The sequence below is a fragment of the Mesorhizobium loti genome, from assembly GCF_013170705.1.
Classification (GTDB): domain Bacteria; phylum Pseudomonadota; class Alphaproteobacteria; order Rhizobiales; family Rhizobiaceae; genus Mesorhizobium; species Mesorhizobium loti_D.
Window position 1 is genome coordinate 3,190,813 of sequence record NZ_CP033334.1, and the last position, 19,246, is coordinate 3,210,058.

General features: G+C 65.2%; 14 protein-coding genes. 9 read left to right on the top strand and 5 right to left on the bottom strand.

Annotated features, from left to right (window positions below; all coding sequences use genetic code 11):
• Positions 1-156 precede the first annotated feature (156 nt).
• A complete protein-coding gene (locus EB815_RS15425) occupies positions 157-888 on the top strand; it encodes an AAA family ATPase (RefSeq protein WP_056570869.1) in 732 nt (243 codons plus the stop codon).
• A 315-nt stretch (positions 889-1,203) separates the two neighbouring features.
• Positions 1,204-1,617, top strand: coding sequence for a DOPA 4,5-dioxygenase family protein (locus tag EB815_RS15430; protein WP_056572047.1), 414 nt, complete (start codon positions 1,204-1,206; stop codon positions 1,615-1,617).
• A gap of 248 nt (positions 1,618-1,865) precedes the next feature.
• Here the strand turns inward: EB815_RS15430 and EB815_RS15435 are convergent, their stop codons facing one another.
• On the bottom strand, positions 1,866-3,677 hold the full coding sequence (locus EB815_RS15435) for a dipeptide ABC transporter ATP-binding protein (RefSeq protein WP_155772431.1): 1,812 nt from the start codon (positions 3,675-3,677) through the stop codon (positions 1,866-1,868).
• Positions 3,678-3,893: 216 nt separating this feature from the next.
• Between EB815_RS15435 and EB815_RS15440 the strand changes: the two genes are divergently transcribed.
• From EB815_RS15440 to EB815_RS15460, 5 genes are read left to right on the top strand one after another with little or no spacing between them, the layout of a single operon-like run.
• Positions 3,894-5,246, top strand: a complete 1,353-nt coding sequence (locus EB815_RS15440) for an LLM class flavin-dependent oxidoreductase (RefSeq protein ID WP_081294847.1) — start codon at positions 3,894-3,896, stop codon at positions 5,244-5,246.
• Between the two features lie 11 nt (positions 5,247-5,257).
• Positions 5,258-6,031: a DUF427 domain-containing protein gene (locus tag EB815_RS15445; protein ID WP_056570872.1), complete on the top strand. Its 774-nt coding sequence runs from the start codon at positions 5,258-5,260 to the stop codon at positions 6,029-6,031.
• A 53-nt stretch (positions 6,032-6,084) separates the two neighbouring features.
• The gene (locus EB815_RS15450; RefSeq protein ID WP_065005254.1) at positions 6,085-7,740 is read left to right on the top strand and encodes an ABC transporter substrate-binding protein; all 1,656 of its coding nucleotides are present in this window, start codon (positions 6,085-6,087) and stop codon (positions 7,738-7,740) included.
• 20 nt (positions 7,741-7,760) lie between these two features.
• Positions 7,761-8,714, top strand: coding sequence for an ABC transporter permease (locus tag EB815_RS15455; protein ID WP_413814134.1), 954 nt, complete (start codon positions 7,761-7,763; stop codon positions 8,712-8,714).
• Positions 8,711-9,592, top strand: a complete 882-nt coding sequence (locus EB815_RS15460; RefSeq protein ID WP_056570877.1) for an ABC transporter permease — start codon at positions 8,711-8,713, stop codon at positions 9,590-9,592. The genes EB815_RS15455 and EB815_RS15460 overlap by 4 nt, the downstream gene beginning before the upstream one ends.
• Positions 9,593-9,602: 10 nt before the next feature.
• On the opposite strand, the gene EB815_RS15465 is transcribed toward EB815_RS15460, so the two are convergent.
• On the bottom strand, positions 9,603-9,971 hold the full coding sequence (locus EB815_RS15465; RefSeq protein ID WP_056570879.1) for a response regulator: 369 nt from the start codon (positions 9,969-9,971) through the stop codon (positions 9,603-9,605).
• 16 nt (positions 9,972-9,987) lie between these two features.
• Positions 9,988-12,255: a PAS domain S-box protein gene (locus tag EB815_RS15470; protein WP_056570881.1), complete on the bottom strand. Its 2,268-nt coding sequence runs from the start codon at positions 12,253-12,255 to the stop codon at positions 9,988-9,990.
• A 400-nt stretch (positions 12,256-12,655) separates the two neighbouring features.
• Here EB815_RS15470 and EB815_RS15475 point away from each other — a divergent pair, with 400 nt between their 5' ends.
• Positions 12,656-12,799 (top strand): hypothetical protein, encoded by a 144-nt coding sequence (locus EB815_RS15475; protein ID WP_081294848.1) that lies wholly within the window; start codon positions 12,656-12,658, stop codon positions 12,797-12,799.
• 24 nt (positions 12,800-12,823) lie between these two features.
• Here the strand turns inward: EB815_RS15475 and EB815_RS15480 are convergent, their stop codons facing one another.
• Together EB815_RS15480 and EB815_RS15485 are read right to left on the bottom strand one after the other, a co-directional pair.
• Complete coding sequence (locus EB815_RS15480; protein WP_413814131.1) at positions 12,824-15,157, bottom strand: cation:proton antiporter; 2,334 nt, start codon at positions 15,155-15,157, stop codon at positions 12,824-12,826.
• Between the two features lie 107 nt (positions 15,158-15,264).
• The gene (locus EB815_RS15485; protein ID WP_065005365.1) at positions 15,265-15,957 is read right to left on the bottom strand and encodes a DUF2270 domain-containing protein; all 693 of its coding nucleotides are present in this window, start codon (positions 15,955-15,957) and stop codon (positions 15,265-15,267) included.
• 660 nt (positions 15,958-16,617) lie between these two features.
• On the opposite strand from EB815_RS15485, the gene EB815_RS15490 reads away from it, so the two are divergent.
• The gene (locus EB815_RS15490) at positions 16,618-19,245 is read left to right on the top strand and encodes a DUF2235 domain-containing protein (protein ID WP_065005366.1); all 2,628 of its coding nucleotides are present in this window, start codon (positions 16,618-16,620) and stop codon (positions 19,243-19,245) included.
• Position 19,246: the final 1 nt, after the last annotated feature.

The following is a 19,246-nucleotide window of genomic DNA, read 5'->3' on the forward strand; positions in this document are numbered from 1 at the left end:
ATGCCGCGTGTCTCCGGCGGTGGGAACCTCTGAGCCTTCCCAAGAGTCCACGGGGCTGAAGGGTCATTCAAATGAATGTTGGTGGGGGGTGTAATCCGGCTAAGCTTTGGGTCGCAGGTGGGTGTGTGCCTGCTTGGAGACGTTGGGCATTTCGGCATGATTATCGAGTTGTTTGGGCCGCCTGGTGCAGGCAAGACCACACTTCTTCGCGGCCTCTGCCAAGGGATGGCGAAGCAAGGCATCAACGTCAAGACAGTGAACGGCTATCGCCTGATCGAATACGGCTCGGCCCAGGATGACGGCCCGGAGGTACGTCATGGCATTGGCCGTATTGGCAAAAAGATCGCCACCTCCGCCCCTGTCTTGCTATCGACCTTGCCAAAGGACGGGGTAGCGGCGCGGCTTCTGGCATCAATCCCCCTGCGGAGCCGCACATGGTCGTGGCGCATGAAGGTCGACATCGCCCAGCTATGCGAGTCCTGGCGCAAGGCGCAGGAATCGGAAGGTTACTTCATTTTCGAGGAAGGCCTGATCCAGGCTTTATGCGCGCTGGTTCTGCTGGCGCGCAGTCCAAGCATCGACGCGGTTCGTGACACGCTGGCGTTCCTGCCGCGGCCGGATGTCCTTATCCAAATCGATGCGCCGCAGGAAACCTTGCGCCGCCGTCTTATGGACCGCCATGCCGCGCAACCGCTCATCGAGGTCCTCCTGTTCGAACTCGGCGTGGAGAGGGGCCTGAAGCAAGCCAGTATATCGCGGGAGGTCGGCGAATGCCTGCGCCAGGGCGGATGGCCCCTGATTAAAGTCAACGGCGCCGACTCTCACGATTTCGACAAGATCATCAAGCGAATCCTGGGAGAGCATGTCAATGAGACCGCCGTGGCGTAAGCGGGGCGACAGGAAATCACTGCATAGCCGGACGGACTCCCGACGTCGGCCCGAGCGCGCTCGCCCTCAAACAACAAAAACGTTTGCGCGCAATGTCGCGCGATGGCGGCAAGGCCGTCCCGATCTCTCGTCCGCTGGTGAGCTTCGCATCGGCCGTGGTGCCGAGAACCTCGGGGCGGTCGGATGACCTTGCTTAAAACCTCGTTCTTGGGCTGAATGCCTGGACATTCGCCACGTTGCCGAAACAAGTGGAACAGGGTCCGCCTCCGCGCTTCGGCCTGCCGGGCGCGACAAGCATCGAAGGAGAGCACTGTGATCAACGAAGCCAGTCCAAGGCCTCTCGCGGAAATCGCCAGCTATCACGCCCACATCTACTATGACGGAGAGACCGAGCGGCAACATGCCGAATGGCTGCGTCTTCGCATCGGCGAGCGGTTCCGGGTGCGCCTGGGCAATTGGCACGACGGGAAAGTCGGCCCGCATGACCAGGCCATGTACCAGGTCTCCTTCGCCAACGAGATTTTCGGCACGCTCGTGCCTTGGCTGATGCTGAATCATGGCGGCTTGAGCATCCTCATCCACCCGAATACGGAGAACCCCAAGCGCGACCATCTGGTCGATCCGGTCTGGATCGGCCGGCCGCTGGGGGTGCATGGCGACGTGCTTCCGGAAGACCACGAGGCGGAAGAGCCGCTGGAGCCGAACACCGAGCCATCGCTGCCGGCGTAGGCCGGCGTCGGTTCCGTTGGGTGCGCCTCTATCCCCGCCGCGCCATGGGGGGGCATCATTTGTCCGCCAGGAACCAAACGTCCACCGGCCACGAAGCGAGCGAGGCCGGTTGGCTTGATCTTCATTTCGATGATCCCGACTTCTGCTACCGCGAGTTCTTCGTCATGGCGGTCTGCCGGATCTGGCGCTCAGCATGAAGCTGCTCGAGTCGCCGGTGCACCCGCTTCATCTCGGCGGGTAGGCCAACCTCAGCCGGCGCGCTTCCAACAGGCGATGTAGTGGCCTGCTTCAACCTCCCGGGCAACAGGTTCGGCCTCAAGGCAGCCGGCATCGGCCAGCGGGCAGCGGCCGGCGAAGGCGCAGCCGCCGGGGCCGGCTTCGATGGCGGCCTGCGCTTCGGCCATGGTCGTCGCTAGCCCATCGTTCGAGGACGCCGCCAGCAGCACTTGCGTGTAGGGATGGTTGGGGCCGGCGAAGATCTGGTCGGAGGAACCGGTCTCGACCAGGCGGCCGCGATAGAGCACGCCGATGCGGTCGGCCATGTAGCGCACGACCCTGAGATCATGGCTGATGAAGAGGTAGGCGGTGTCCTTGCTCTTCTGCAGGTCGTTGAGCAGGTTGAGCACGGTCGCCTGCACCGAGACATCGAGGGCCGAGGTCGGCTCGTCCAGCACCACCAGCCTCGGCAGGCCGGCGAAGGCGCGCGCGATGGCCGTGCGCTGGCGCTGGCCGCCCGACAGCGTGCCGGGCTTTTGTTCCGCCGTGGAGGGGGCGAGGCGCACCGAGGTCAGGAGGTCGCCGACGCGCCGCGGCACCGCGCGGCGGGGCAGGCCGGCCAGCCGCCGCAACGGGCGGCCGAGGATGCGGCCAATGCGCTGGCGCGGGTTGAGCGTGCGGTCGGGCGACTGGAATACCATCTGCACATCGCGCCGCTCGCCTGGCTGGCGCCGTTCGACCAGTGGCGCCACGGTCTTGCCGAACAGTTCGACCGTGCCCGCCGTCGGCGGCTGCAGCCCGGTGACGATGCGGGCCAGCGTCGACTTGCCGGAGCCGGATTCGCCGATCAGCCCGAAAGTCTCGCCACTGGCGATGTCGAGATCGATGCCGTGCAGCACCGGCTGGCCGCCGAAGGATTGTCTTATGCCCCGGCAAGACACGGCGATTTCGCGCTGCGGCGCGGGCAGGGCGCTTTCCGCCTGCTCGCCGGGCGGCACGTTCGAACTCAGGTCCACGGCGCTGGCATCCTCGGCCAGCCTGCCGTCGCGCTTGGTGCGGTTGAGCGTCGGAATGGCGGCGACCAGCGCCCTTGTGTAGGCATGGCGCGGGTTGTCGAAAACTTCCCCGGCGGCGCCGGTTTCGACGATCGAGCCCGCCTGCATCACCGAGACCCGGTCGCAGGAACGCCGGATCAGGTTGATGTCGTGGCTGATCAGAAGGATGCTGGTCCGGTGCTCGCGGCGCAGATCGTCGAGAATGGCGATGATCTCGGACTGGACGCTGGCGTCGAGCGCCGTGGTCGGCTCGTCCATCACCAGCAGCGCCGGGTCGAGCGCGATGGCAATGGCGATGTTGGCGCGCTGCTGCATGCCGCCCGACAGTTCGTGCGGATAGAGCCGCAGCACGCGTTCGGGATTGGCGACGCGGACGCGGCCGAGAAGTTGCGCGGCGCGGCCAAGCGCATCGTCACGGTGTATCGGGCGATGGCGCAGGATCGTCTCGGTGATCTGCCCGCCAATGGTCATGCTCGGGTTCAGCGCCGAGCCCGGATGCTGGTAGACGGCGGCGATGCGGTCGCCGCGCAGCCGGCGCAACTCTTTGGTCGAGAGGTCGCGGATTTCGCGATTTTCGAAGGCCAGTTGCGCGGCCTCGACCCGGGCGTGCCTGGGCAGGTAGCGCAGCACGGCCAGCGCCACCGAGCTCTTGCCGGAACCGGATTCGCCGACCAGCCCGAGCGCTTCGCCCTGGGCGATGGAGAGCGAGACGTCATCGACCGCGCGGTGGATGCGCCTGGCTCCGGCATAGGAAACGGAGAGGTGCTCGACATCAAGAACCGAAGACATGGTTGGCAAAACCGAAGGCATTGGGGACCGGAAACCACTTTCTGCGCGCGCGGCGATCAGGGGCAATCGCTTCCGCTTTCATATGGAACAATCTCTATAAAATTACTCGAATTAAGGCCGAGCGCAATCTAACTTTCGCTGACTGGAAGATTTTCGGGGCACGGCCACAGGCCGCGGCGCCGGCGGTTTTCCGCATCCGCAGGGAAGGGTATCCAGATGTCGCACATGATCCTCAGCGCGTTCTTCTTCAACCCGCAGGGCGACCATCGCATGGCGTGGCGCCACCCCCGCGCGCCGGGCCGTGAAGTGCTCGATTTCGACTATTATCGCGAGCTGGTGCAGGCGGCCGAACGGGCACGCATCGACACCATCTTCGTCGCCGATCACGTGTCGATCTGGGATTCGGTGAAGAGCGGCGTCGCGCATTACGCCAATGCCCGCCTCGAACCGCTGACGCTGCTGTCGGCGCTGGCCGGCGTGACCAAGCATATCGGCCTGATCACCACGGCGTCGAGCTCCTACAGCGAACCTTACAATGTCGCGCGCCTGTTCGCTTCGCTCGACCATATCACCAAGGGCAGGGCGTCGTGGAACGTCGTCACCTCGGCCATGGACGAGGAGGCGCGCAATTTCGGCCGCGACGGCAACATCGAGCACGCTTTCCGCTACGAGCGGGCCGGCGAGTTCCTCGATATCGTAAAGGCGCTGTGGGACAGCTGGGAGGACGAGGCGCTCCTGATCGACAAGGAGACGGGCTATTTCGCCGACCCCGACAAGGTCCATCCGATCGACCACAAGGGCAAGCACTTCAAGGTGCGCGGGCCGCTCAACGTGTCGCGCCCGCCGCAAGGCCATCCGCTGATCGTCCAGGCCGGCTCGTCCGAGGACGGCAAGAATTTCGCCACCGCCCAGGCCGATGCGCATTTCGCCATCTACAGCACCAGGGAAGACGGCATCAAATACCGCCAGGACATCAATGAGCGGCTGGCGCGCCACGGCCGGCGGCCGGAAAGCTTCAAGATCCTGCCCGGCATCCTGCCGATCGTCGCGGCTTCCGAGGCCGAAGGCCGCGACAAGCAGGAATATCTGCAGACGCTGCTTCCCGACCAGGTCGGCATCGATCTTCTGTCGAGCTGGAGCGGCATCGACCTCTCGGCCTACCCGCCGGACGGCCCGCTGCCGCCGCTGCCGGATGAAAGCACCTTCAATGGCGGACGCACCTCGCTCAACCGCGTCAAGCAATGGTCGAAACAGAATCTCAGCCTGCGCGACATCGCCCGCAAGCTCGCCAACAGCGGCTCGGTGCCGACGGTTGCCGGCACGCCGAAGCAGATCGCCGACCAGCTTGAGGACTGGTTCGTCGCGGGTGCGGCCGACGGTTTCAACCTGATGTTCCCGCTGCTGCCCGAGGACTGGGTGAATTTCGCCGGGCAAGTGGTGCCGGAACTGCAGCGCCGCGGCCTGGTCCCGACCGAGTATGCGCCGGGCACGTTGCGCGACCGCTTCGGGCTCGCCCGCCCGGCCAACCGCTTCGCCGAGCAACGCGCCAATGCGCGCGCCGTGTCCTGAGGGAAACGGCCATGACCGCATCGCCGAACCTTCAGCCCCGCGAAGCCACGGCTCCGCGTCTTGTCAACGTGCTGCACAGCCCCAAGCGCATCCGCGTCAAATTCGATGGCCGCACCATCGCCGACAGTCGCAATGTGCTGGTGCTGCGCTCCAATCATTTCCTGCCGATCTATTTCTTCCCGCCGTCCTCGGTCGATCCGTCGGTGCTGAAGCCGTCACTGCATCGCGAGCCGCACGCGGTGGGCGGCGAGACCGCCTATTGGGACATCGACAGCGGCGGCAGGCGCGCCGCCAATGCGGCGTGGTCGTTCACGGCACCGCCGGATGAAAACCTGGCGCCGCTCGCCGGCCGCATCGCCTTCACCTGGAAGGCGGTCGACCAGTGGTTCGAGGAGGAGGAAGAGGTCTTCGTCCACGCGCGCGACCCCTATGCGCGCATCGACGTGCTGCACAGTTCCAGCCATGTCCAGGTCTGGTTCGACGGAGACATCATCGCCGACAGCCACCGTCCGGTGCTGCTGTTCGAAACCCATCTGCCGACGCGTTTCTACCTTCCCCCGGAGGATGTCCGGCTGGACCGGCTGACGGCGTCCAACTCGACGACGCGATGTCCCTACAAGGGCATCGCCTCCTATTGGTCGGGTCTCTTGAAGGACGGGTCGGTTCGCCCCGACATCGCCTGGAGCTACCGCGACCCGATCGATGAGATGCCGAAAATCAAAGGGCTGATCGCCTTCTATCCGCAAGCGGTCGACCGCATCCATCTCGACGGTCAGCCGGCCTGACGGCGGCTTTCCCACCCATCCATGCTCATCATCCAGTTCAAGAAAGAGAAAAAATGACGAAACGGTCCGACATCGATCTTCTGCGCGGCCAGTCCCCCCGCAATCCGTCCCGCGACATCTGGAATGTCGCTGTCGATGAATATGCGCAGGGGTTTCTCAAGCGCCGCAACCTCCTGAAATACGCGGCACTGCTCGGTCTCACCGGCTTTGCCGCCTCGCAAGGGCTGTTCACGTCGGGGGCTGCCCGCGCGGCCGGGGCCGGCGGCGGCACGGTGCGCGTCGGGCTCGGCCAGCCGACCAAGGCGATCGACCCGGTTACGGTGACCGATCCGGCCAGCATCGGCGTGATCAGCCAGGTCGGCGAATATCTGATCCTCGACGACCCCAAGGACGGCGTGCAGCCGAAACTTGCCTTGTCATGGGAGGCCGACGAGACGGCCAAGCGCTGGACCTTCAAGCTGAGACCCGGGGTGAAATTCCACGATGGCCGCGCGGTGACGGCCAAGGATGTGGTCGCGACATTCGAGCGGCTTGTCGATCCGAGCACCGGCTCCGGGGCGCTGTCGGCCTATAAGGGCATCCTGTCGAAGGGCGGCGCCAAGCTGGTCGACGACGAGACGGTCGCCTTCGATCTCGACCAGCCCAACAGCAATTTTCCGTTCTATGTCTCGTCGGACGTGTTCAACGCCGTCATCCTGCCGGCTGATTATGCCGGCGATTTCGAAAAGAATTTCATCGGTACTGGCCCGTTCAAGTTCGAATCCTTCCGTCCCAAGCAGGGCGCCAGCTTTGTGCGCAATGCCGACTACTGGGGTGACAAGGCGCTGCCGGACCGGGTCGAGATCAAGTTCTTCGACGATGAGCAGGCGCAGGTGCTGGCGTTGCAGGCGGGCCAGCTCGACGTCATCCCCTCCACCACGCGGCTGGAGCTGGCGATCGAAGGCAATCCTAACTTCAAGCTGCTCAGCGTGCAGGCAAGCTCGCATGACGAAGTGCATCTGCGGACCGACCAGGCGCCGTTCACCGACAAGCGCGTGCGCCGCGCGCTGGCGCTCACCATCGACCGCGAGGCCGTGGTCAAGGGCTTGCTGAAGGGCCGCGCCATCGTCGGCAACGACACTCCGTTCGCGCCGATCTTCCCCTCGGCCGATCCCTCCGTGCCGCAGCGCAAGCAGGACATCGAGGAGGCCAAGCGGCTGCTTGGCGAGGCCGGCGTGCCCAACGGCTTCGAGGTGACGCTCACCACCGAGCGCGCCTACGACATTCCCGACTATGCGGTGCTGATCCAGAATTTCGCCAAGAAGGCCGGCATCGACATCAAGCTCAACGTGCTGCCGCAGGATGCCTATTACGGCTCGGCGACATTCGGCAGCTCGCCATGGCTGGATTCCAATCTCGGCATCACCGATTTCGGCCATCGCGGCACGCCCGACATCTTCCTCAACGCGACGCTGAAGAGTTCGGGCGCCTGGAACGCGGCGCATTTCAACAGCCCGGACTACGATGCCCTGCTGGTCGACTACGGCAAGGCGCGCGACCTGCAGGCGCAGCGCGTGGCAGCCGGCAAGATCCAGACCCTGCTGCTCGACGAGACGCCGCTGATCATCGGCTATTTCTCGCAATACAGCCGCATCGTCTCCTCGAAGGTCGAAGGCGTGCGCTTCACCGCGATCTCGCACCTGCTGCTCGACAAGGTGTCGTTCGTTTGAACGGCACCGTTTCGATGGCGATCGTCCGGCCGCTGGCGGCACGCGCGGGCTCGCTGCTGTTGACGCTGTGGCTGGTCAGCGCGCTGGTCTTCCTCGCCGGGCAGGTGCTGCCCGGCGATGTCGGCCGCGTCATGCTCGGACCGTTCGCCGATGCGCAGGCGGTCGCCGAACTCAATCGCAAGCTCGGCACCGACCAGCCGATCCTTGCCCAATACTGGCACTGGTTCAGCCGGGCTATTTCAGGGGATTTCGGCGACTCGCTGTCGATGCGCGCGCCGGTGGCGCCGTTCGTTGTGTCGAGCATCAAGAATTCCGCCGCACTGGCCGGCGTCGTGCTTTTGTTCCTGGTGCCGATCGGCATCGGCGCCGGCGTCGTCGCGGGCCTGCGCTCGGGGAGCCTTGCCGACCGTCTGATCGTGCTGACCGGCGTTTCGCTCTCGATCGTGCCGGACTTCGTCTCCGGCCTGCTGTTGCTGATGGTCTTCGGCCTGTGGCTGGCCTGGTTTCCGATCACAGGTGCGGCGCCGGACGGGGCCGGCTTCTGGACGTCCAGCTACCATCTCATCCTGCCGGCGCTGCCGCTGGTGCTGAACCTCATCGGCTATGTCGCGCGCATGACCAGGGCAGGGGTGATCGAGGCCCGCGCGGCGGACTATACGCGCACCGCGATCCTCAAGGGCCTGAGCCCGTCGCAAGTGCTGTTCAAGCATGTGCTGCGCAACGCGCTGGTGCCGACGGTGGCCGTCATCGCCACGCAGAGCGGCTTCCTGCTCGGCGGGCTGGTGGTGATCGAGGCGCTGTTCGGCATACAGGGGCTCGGCAACCTCGTGCTGAGCGCGGCCAAGGCGCGCGACTTCCCGATGCTCGAGGCCGGCGTGCTGGTGATGGCGACGATTTTCGTGTCGACGGCGGCGATCGGTGATCTCCTGCAGGCGCTGCTTGATCCGCGCCAGCGCCGCCGGAACGCGCCATGACCGATCTCGCGCAGTCTCCCGTGCGCAGCGACATCAGGCTTTCCTGGATCGGCCGGCTGCGTGGTCTTGTGCCTGACGTGGCGCCTTCGACCCTGGTCGGCTCGGTGGTGCTTCTGTTCTGGGTCGCCTGCGCGCTGTTCGGTGCGCGGTTCGTGCCGTTCGACCCCTATGCCGAGGATTTCCTCTCGATGATGACGCCGCCCGACGCGGTGCATTGGTTCGGCACCGACCAGCTTGGGCGCGACGTGCTTTCACGCATCATCGTCGGCTCGCGCGACATCCTGCTGGTGGCGCCGCTGGCGACACTGGCCGGCGTCACGGCGGGCAGCATCATCGGGCTGGTGCTCGGCACCTTTGGCGGCCTGGTCGATGCCGTCGGCGCGCGGCTGCTCGACGCCGTCATGTCGCTGCCCTTCATCGTGCTGGTGACGATGGCGCTGGTGGCGATCGGCCCGTCCAACCTCACCGTCATCCTGGTGATCGGCCTTGCCTATGCGCCGCTGGTGGCGCGCACGGTGCGCACCGCAGCGCGCGAACAGCGCGAGCGCGACTATGTCAGCGCCGCGCGGCTCGCCGGCGAAGGACGGCTGGCCATCATGTTCCTGGAAATCCTGCCCAATGTGCGGGAAACCATCCTCATCGAGCTGATCACCCGGCTCGGCTATGCTTTCTTCTCGATCGCGACGCTGAGCTTCCTCGGCCTCGGCATCCAGCCGCCATCGGCCGACTGGGGGCTGGCGATCGCCGACGGCTACGGCTTCCTCACCGGCGGCAAATGGTGGGTGGTGGTGTTCAATTCAGCCGCCATCATCTCGCTGGTGATGGCCACCAACCTCATCGCGCAAAGCATCGGCGCCTTCGAGAACAACGACAAGTAAGTCGTGGAGCCTAGCCGAGCAGGCCCTGGATGGTGGCCGCAACCGCCGCGGCCGCATAGGGCTTGGGTAGAAAGACGCCACCGCTCGGCATCGCGTCCCGCGCCGGCTGTTGCTTGCCGGAGGTGACGATGATCTTGACCGGGGGCCAGCGGTCTCGCACGGCGGCGGACAGGCGCAGCCCGTCCATGGAGCCGGGCATGTCGATGTCGGTGAACAGGATGCGGATGTCCTGATGGACTTCCAGCAGGCTGATCGCCTGGTCCGCATTGCTGGCTTCGAGCACGTCATACCCCGCCTCGCGCAGTTCGTCGGCGATGGCGAACAGCAGAAAGGCTTCGTCTTCGACGACGAGGACGGTGACGGGGCTCTGAGTGATCATGGCATGCCCTATGTAGTCAGTACGGTGCTGTCGGCAACTGGGGTGCCGGTGCGTTCAACACACATTCGACGCCGTCGGGGTGGTAGTCGATCCGCACGGTTCCGCCGAAATCGGTGCCGAAGACCCGCTCGATCAGGAAACGGCCGAAGCCGCGCCGGCTGGGCGGCGTCACCGGCGGACCGCCGCTCTCGCGCCAGCGCCAGATCAGCCTGATGTCGCTCGGCTTGTCTTGGGATGGCTGCAGCGACCATTCGATCGCCACCTTGCCGTCCGGTGTCGACAGCGCGCCATATTTCAGCGCGTTGGTGGCGAGCTCGTTGACGGCGAGCGCCAACGTCAGGGCCATCTTGGGATTGATCGGCAGCGCCGGGCCGGAGATCGACATCTGTTCGAGCGGGAAGGTGGCGACGGTGTTGTCGACCACCTCGCGGATCGAGGCGCTGGTCCAGCGGGTCTTGTTCAGGATGTCATGGGCATTGGCCAGCGCGCGCAGCCGTTCGTTGAAGGTGGCGCTTGCCGTGGCGATGTCGGTGTTGCGCAGCGTCTGCGAGGCGATGGCCGCGACCATTGCCAGGATGTTCTTGATGCGATGTTCGAGCTCGTGGGTCAGGAGCTCCTGCCGCGCCTGCGCCTCGCGCCGGTCGGTGACATCCTGCATGACGCCGAACATCTTGACCGGCTTGCCCGTCTCGTCGTGGACGAAATCGATATGGCGCGACAGCCAGCGCAGCTCGCCGGTGTCGGGCCGCCTGATGCGGTATTCCACGGCGGGCACAGCGGTGCCCTTCTCGCGCGTTTCCGGGTTGGAGCGGACGTCCTTGTCGGCGGGAATGACGATGTTTTCCAGCACGGAGATGTGCACGCTGTCGCGCGGCGAAAGCCCCCAGAGACCCCAGAAGCCCTCGGAGCCGACCACGGTTCCGCTGGCGATGTCGAGTTCGAGGGCCGCGATACCGGCTGCGTTCTGCGACAGCTGCAGGCGGCGCTCGCTCTGCAGCAGGGCCTGGGCCGCCTGCTTCTGGTCGTCGATATCGGTGTTGGTGCCGATCCAGCGCAGGATGGCGCCGTCGGTATCGCGGATCGGAACGGCGCGCGCGATGAACCAGCGATAGATGCCGTCATGGCGGCGCAGCCGGAACTCGGTCTCGTAGAATGTGCCGGCGGCCACCGTCTGTTGCCACTTGTCCGAGGCCGCGGCGATGTCGTCGGGGTGCAGGATATCGGCCCAGCCATGACCGTCAAGCTCGCCCGGCCTGGCGCCGGAATAATCATAGACACGGGGGTTGAACCAGTCGAGCAACCCCTCCGGCGTGGCTGTCCAGACGTGGTTGGGCATCGCCTCGGCGAAGGTGCGGAACTGCGTCTCGCTCTGGCGGAGCGCCTGTTCGGCAATCAGCCGGTCGGTGACGTCCACACCTTGCACGAAGATGCCGAACACCTCGCCCGCGGGGTTGCGCACCGGCTGGTAGACAAGGTCGATGAAGCGGTCTTCGATCGCCGCGCCCGGCGTGCGCTGCAACTCCGCCTTCAAGGCGTAGCCGATGAATGCCTCGCCGCTGGTGAAGACCTGGTCGAGCAGCTCGAAAAAGCCCTGGCCCTCCACCTCCGGCAAGGCTTGGCGGATCGGCAGGCCGATGATGTCGCGGTGGCCGACGAGCTGCATGTAGGCGGCATTGGTCAGTTCGACGACATGCTGCGGACCGGACAGCATGGCCATGAAGCCCGGCGCCTGTTCGAACATCTGGCGCTGGCGGTCGCGCTCGCCGGCGCGCCAGCGCTCGGCGGCGACCTTGGCGGTCGTCTCGATGACGATGGCGATGACGCCGGCCGGCTCGCCGCTTTCGTCGAGCACCGGTGAGTAGTCGAGATCGAGCCAGACCTGCTCGGGCTTGCCGGTACGGTTCAGGGTCAGCACCTGTTCGCGATAGGCAAGCGTGCCGCCTTTGCCCAGACACACCTTCATGATGTTGTCGTTGAAGTCGGCCACCTCGGGCCAGCCTTCCCGCACTTTCGAGCCGAGCAATTGCGGATGGCGGCCGCCGGCGAACTCCGAATAGCCGTCATTGTAGATCATGACGCCGTCCTCGCCCCACAGCATGACGATCGGCACCCTGGAGCGCAGGATCAGCGAGATCGCCGTCTTCAGGCTCTGCGGCCAGCCCCCGATCGGTCCGATCGACGTCGAGGCCCAGTCGAACGCGGCGATCAGGCGGCCAAGCTCTCCGCCGCCCGACAGGAAAGCGAGGTGAGGATTGCCTACGGTCGCTGTGCTGGTTTGCGGCATGAAGTCCCGGATCGGTCGGCGTTGTTCGAGGGGTCGATTGTGCTGGCTAACGTGCCGGATTCTGTCGATCGTTCGCTCTATCCCGGGCCGCGCGACATCGCGGCACGGGCGACCGTGGCCATGACAGATAGTATTCTGGCGAGACGTGAACCGGCATTTCCTCCCCCGATCGCCACAACCCCGGGACAGGCCCTTAGGTTCCCGGTGCCTGTCGATTTTCCTTCGACAGGGTTGTCGGATCGAGGAGGGAAAGCCGGCTATTTGATCTAATTTCTTTGCAAGCCGTTAATTCGGCCATGCTGTTAATAAGTTCATTCTAATGCATGTCCACCGAAACCTCGTGACGGTTTCGGGATAACGATATGCGCGAAACTGATTGGTTTGGCGCGCGGGGTACGCAATGACCAAGAATCTCGGCAATGCACGCTATATGCCGCCCAAGGACACGAAAGCGTCCTTCATCAGCAAGGCCGCGCCGGCGCTGTTCCCGCTCGTCGTGGCGGCGCTGGGCTACATGATCGGGCGGCAGTTCTTCGGCATATAGGTTCCAGCACACCGGGCGAGGGTATCAGGCGCCGATTTCGGCCGCCGTCTGTTCGGCGCTGGCGTCAGCCCGCCTGACGCGTTCGCTGGCCAGAAGCACGACCGGGCAGGCGACCGCGGCCAGTACCGCTGTCGCCGTGTCGCCGAAGAATAGCTCCTCGCCCGGCCGTTGGGTGACGCCCATCACCACAATGGCGGCCCCCTTGGCCACTTCCCTGGCGATCGATCTGTCCGCCGTGGCCCGGGTGCGGATCGCGGTGTCGACGGCAACGCCGTAGCGGTCCGCGAGATCGGCGACGTCCTTGAGCACGGCTTCCTCCCGGCGGTGCGAAACCGAGCCGGGCCGGTTGCCCTGCCTGGCTTGCGAGACATAGAGCACCTTGACGCGGGCCTGGTGCGGCCGCGCCAGCGCCAGCGCGAAATCGGCGGCGCGGCGCGCGACCTCGGTGCCGTTGACGGGGACCAGTATCGTCGTTCCGGCGCGCAGCACGGGCATCTTTCCATTCGCCTTGGCGCCGTTCAGCACGAGGCAGAGCGGGCCGTCGAAGCCACTGCTGATGTCCTTCAGCGTGCCGCTGAAGGTACCTTCGTCGCTCACAGTGTTCTCCAGCCCAACCAGCAGAAGCCCATAGCCCTTGCGCGCTTCCGCCGCGATTGTCTCGGCGCTGGCTTCAAGCTCGGTACGGGCTGTGAGATGAACCTTGTCGACAGGCGTGTCCTCGGCCTTGCTGACGGCCTTTGCACTCCTGGCGGCACCTTTCTTGACTTCCCTGGACGCGCGCTCCGGACCTTGGTCGCTGACCTGCCGGGCGAGCTTGCCATCCTGGAGATGAAGCAGTGTGGTCGGCATGCCGCTGCCGCCGCCGACCAGGCCTGCGAGGTAAGCTGTGAACTTGCCGGCCGGGCTGTCGTCGACCAGCAGCAGCAGCCGCTCCAGCCTGGAGACGAAGCCGCGCTCGTCGAGCAGTTCGCGCTCGACGCGCTGCTTCTCGGCATCGTCGACGGGCAGGCGGCCGAGCGCCCAGCGCAACATGGGCGGCATGGCGAGCGTGGTGATGACGGCCATGGTGACGATCATTGTGAACAGATTGTGGGACAGGATGTTCATCGACAGGCCGATGCTTGCGATGATCACCTCGGTCGAGCCGCGCGCGTTCATGGCGCTGCCGACGGCGGTGGCTTCCTTCAGCGACATGCCGGCCAGCCGGCCGCCGAGGAAGGCGCCGCCGAACTTGCCGACGCTGGCGATCGCCACCAGCGCAAGCGTCAGCAACGCAAGCGTCGGGTCGGTAAGCACGGTGAGGTCGGCCGAGAGGCCGGCCATGCCGAAGAACACGGGCATGAACAGAGCCGTGATGAGGCCGCGCAGCTGGCCCTCGATGTGATCGGACAGGATCGGCGATTCCCCGACCAATATGCCGGCGACGAAGGCGCCGAGCACGGTATGGACGCCGATCAGGTTGGTGATCAGCGCCATCACGCCCATGATGATCAGGATGACCGTGATGACGGCGTATTCGCTGCGGAAGGAGTCATTGCTCCAGCGGATCAGCGTGAATACCAGGCGACGGCCGATGGTGAAGGAAAACACCATGAACAGCGCCACCTCGGCCACCGTGGTGAAGAGCGGCAGTACCTGCAGGCTGCCATTGGTGGCGATGCCGAAGGTGACGGCGACGATCAGCCAGCCGATCGTGTCCTCGATAATGGCCGAGGAGATGATGACCTGGCCTAGATTGCGGCGCATGAAGTTCATCTCGCGCACCACCATGGCGACGATCTTGACCGAGGAGATCGACAGCGCCGTGCCGATGAACAGGCCGGCGACGACGCGCTGCGTTGGGTCCGGCAAGAGCGAGTCCGGCAGGAACCGCGCCAGCGCGAAGCCGCAGGCGAAAGGTACGACGACGCCCGTGATCGAGATCGAGAAGCAGGCTGCGCCCACCCGGCGCACCAGGCGCAGGTCCGTCTCCATGCCGGTCAGCAGCAGAAGGAGAAGGATGCCGAGCTGGGAGACGGCATCGATCATGCTCTTTTGCGCCGGGTCGTTGGAGAAGATATGGTGCTGGGCGTCGGGCCATATCCAGCCGAACAGCGATGGCCCGAGCAGGATGCCGCCGATCAACTGCCCCATGATCGCCGGCTGGCCATGGCGCTGGAAGATTTCGCCCAGGCCCCGGCCGACCAGCAGGAGAAGAACGATCTCGGCGACGAACACGCCTTCGGCCGAGCCGCCCATGCCCGAGGCATGTCCGGCCGGTTGCGCGGCCAATGCCTGGCTTGCCGGCGCCAGCACGACAAGGGCGGGCAGAAGGGCGGCCACGATGCCGTGTGACCTTGTAGCCGGTTGACGGTTCATGGGTTCCCTCGAGATGCGCCGCGGCGGACTGGCCATCACAACGCGCGATCGGTGTTTGCGTTGCAGCCGCGTGGCCTGTTGCAGCCGCGTGGCCTCAGGCATCGAACTCAGACATGGACATCGCCGAAGGAGAGTTCGCCGTCGTCGCCCGCCGCGAAAAGGACGATGGCGAGCAGTCCCACATAGAACGCGGCCACGATCGCGACGATGGCGACGCCTGGAATGGGACCAAGGGCGGCGCTGTCGACCGCCTCGCGCAGCGAGCCGACAAAACCGGTCCTGACGCCGACGGACTGAAGGCTGGGTGTCGATATTTTCAGCACCCAGGCCAGCAGCAGGATGAGGAGCAGGTAGATGTAATTCCGGCGCAGGCGGCGCGCCAGGGCGGCACGCTGCGACAGCAGGAACTTCGGCGCACGCAGACCTTCACCGACAATGAGCAGCCAATCCGAGGCGAAGTCGGGCTGCGGAGAGAATATCTGCGCGAAATAATGGCGTTCGAACTGGCGCACGCGTGCCCGGTAGAAGTCGAAGAAGCGGTAACGGCGCGCCTCGATCCACAACAGCAGCAGGATCAGGAGCATGGCAAACAGCAGCACGCCATGATGGGCGCTGGCCGTCGACAGCGACACCGACAGCATGGCCGCCACGACGGTGATCGCCCAGTTCGTCGTCCTGTCCAGACGATCGCGCCATCCGGCCATGCGCGCGATCTCGGCACGGTGGAAATGCGACAGCGTGTTCACGCGCTCCGTCGATGAAAGGGCGGGGCCAGCAGGCTTTGCCGACGCGTCGTTCATGGCATCCTCCGGCAAGGACTAAAACAGTTTGCCGGCAATATCGTTCCGGGCGTGCGCGGCCAGCGCCCAGATCGCCGATCGGCGCGATAAAGGAGCGATTCTGTCCCGGCGACAGCGCCGTGACGGCAATCGCGAGCCGGCGACCGTTCCCATGACGGCCAGTTCGCCCCCGGGGCCATGGAGAACGCCTTCAAGGCAAGCTTCTCGACGCGGTTCTGAAGACGGAAAGACATTCCCCCGCGGTGGGGAGCGCCGTTTGCTTTGGGAGAATCCGGAAATTCGTGCCGAGAGGCCGTCCGGAAAGATACAGTCAGGTTCTATTCCAGTGGATTTTCCACTCGCGGAAGTCAAAGCGACGATTTTACTGCCTCAACTTGCACGCCGCCCCTGCTTGTTGGATAGTGACGCCAACGAACTGGGGTTCGAGTGAAAATCAGGTGGGTCGCCAGGAGGCTTCTGGCCCTGGCTGCCTCATTCCAGACCCGGCGCGCAGGCGCGGCATGTCCATTGCCGTTCGCAGGACAGGATAAAGGGCGAGCCGTGCGCATCCGTGTTGCGCGGCTGGGTATCGGCGGCGCGGCCGATTGATGGCTTGAAGCCGGCAGCGCCGGCGATCGAACAGGAGTGGCAAAGCAGTGTAACGTCTTGGAGGGGCAGGAGATGGGCAGGAACATCGTCGTCTTCGCCGACGGCACCGGCAACAGCGCCGCCAAGGCGTTCAAGACCAATGTCTGGCGCCTCTACCAAGCGCTGGACCTCACCGGGGGTGATCAGATCGCCGTGTTCAGCGACGGCGTCGGGACCTCGCAGTTCAAGCCGTTCGAGATCATCGGCCTGGCGCTTGGCTTCGGCGTCAAGCGCCGCGTGCTGGCGCTCTACAAGTTTCTCTGCCTCAACTATGAGCCGGGCGACAGGATCTTCGCCTTCGGGTTCAGCCGCGGCGCCTTCACCATTCGCGTGCTGGTCGGGATGATCGCCCGCGAAGGGCTGGTCAACTTCAAGTCGGAAGAGGAACTCGACCGCAACGCGCTCGCCACCTATCGGGCATACCGCCCCCAGGCCTTCGGTTCCTCGCTGCCCTGGGTCGTGTTCGCCCGCTTCGTGCGCGACAGGGCGGTCGACCTTTGGAATGAGATCACGGGGAGCCGCCCCTACAGCGCGGTCAAACCCGGGAATGACGAAGACCGTTCCGCCACCAGGATCCGCGTCGCCTTCATTGGTGTGTGGGACACCGTCTCCGCCTATGGCCTGCCGGTCGACGAGCTGACCAAGGCGGTGGACAAATGGGTCTGGCCAATGACATTCGCCAACAGGGACCTTCTCGGTGCCGTCGATTGTGCCCGGCAGGCCTTCAGCATCGACGATGAGCGGCGCACATTCTTTCCGATTCCCTGGAATGAGCGCGCGGCGGCAATGGCCGATCCGCGCCTGCTGCAGGTCTGGTTCGCCGGCTGCCATGCCAATGTCGGCGGCGGCTACCCGGACGACAGGCTTGCCCACATACCGCTGTGCTGGATGATCGGCGAAGCCGCGGAGCAGGGGCTGCAATTCAAGAAGGACCTGGTCGCCGACTATTGGGACTACGCGTCCGAGGCCGGGCGCATCTACGATTCGCGATCCGGCGTCAGCGTCTTTTACCGCTACCATCCGCGCGACGCCCAGGATCTGATGCAGCGTGACGGCCAGCGCATCAATCATGGCGTAAAGCCGCTGGTCGATGCGAGCGTCATAATCCGGATGGCCAAGGGATGCGACGACTACGCGCCGATCGCGCTGCCCGAACATATCGACGTGCTGTCGCCGCTCGGCGCGCGGATACCTTTTACCGGCCTGCCGGACAATCGCTTGACGCCGATGAGCGAGGCCGCCCCGATCGACAAATTGCCGCTCCCGGCCGGACGCAGGCGCGATCTGGCCGACATGGAAAACAACTTCCGCGAAGCGCTGGGCAAGCTTCAGGAGAACGACAATGGCGAGGCGCCGGCGCCCGGCGAAAAGAACGCCGCCGGCCGCGATCATTCGAAGGGCCGCCTGGAACGCGCGCAGCTGATGCGCGACACCGTGTGGTGGCGCCGTGGGCTGTATTATGCGCTGTTGTCGATCGGGGTGCTGTTCCTGGCGTTTCCGCTGTTTGCCGGCTACGTCACGCTCGATGTCGGCGGTGAGCTCGGAAAGTCCGCCTCCGGCCTCATCGGGCCGATCTTTGGCCTGGTCAGCGGCTTGCTGCCTGGTTTTGCCGCGCCATGGATCGATGCGGTGGTCAATCATCCGCCGGCGGCCGCAATCCTGGCCGCGCTGCTTGGCATTCTCCTTTGGGTCAACGGCGTGTTGCGCACGCGTATCAACGACCGTGCGCGGGCCGCCTGGAATGTCAACGCCGGGCGCAGCGCGACAATGCTGCAATCGAGCAGGAATGATGCGCATCGCCGCACGTCGCTGTTGGGAGCGGTCAGCCTCGGCATCGGCGCCTTGGCCGTGTGGCTTGGCGGAAATTACTACACCGGCTGGGTCTTCGCCGCAGGCGCGCTCGGCTCGTTCGCGACCTATCTCCTGCTGACCCGCAGGGGACCGCGCCACGGGGTCGCGCCGACCCCGGTTTCGCTCCGCTTCGCCCGCGCCGTGCGGACGAACCCGCTCGCCCAGTGGGTCTACGACAAGCTGAGGGAGTTCGTGCTGCCGGCGGTATTCCTTATCCTGTCGATCGGCCTCATCCTGTTTGCCGTCAACAAGGCCACATTCGAGGTCGCCGATTCGATGGGCGCCTTCTGCGCCAAACCCGGGCTTGGCGACCCGCCGGAAGGCGAAAGGCTGACGGGCACACCCTATCTCCTCCACACCGCCGACATGTGCGGCGACACCGGCAACTGGCTACAGCAAGGGGTTCGCTACGAGGTGGAGATTTCCATCATCGCAGGGGACCCATGGATCGACGGCGACGGGGACAAGGTCAAAGCGTGTGCCGATACACGCGGCGTCGCCAGCGGCGGTGTCGCGCATTATCTGGGAACGCTGATGAAACGCTGGTGGGCGGAGCCCTATTTCAAGCCCATCGCCCGCGTCGGCCGCTTCGGCAATGACGAGTATGTCCTCAACGCCGTCGAGCCGGTGATCCCCGGCCAATGCGCGAACATGAAGCTGACCGCCGAGATCAAGCCCAAGGCATCGGGTGAGCTCTATGTCTATGTCAACGATGCCGTGTTCGGCCTGCCTTGGGTCTTCGACTTCTTCTACCGTCACAACCACGGATCGGCCGAGGTGAAGGTCAGCAAGGTGAACGTGTTTCCCTGAG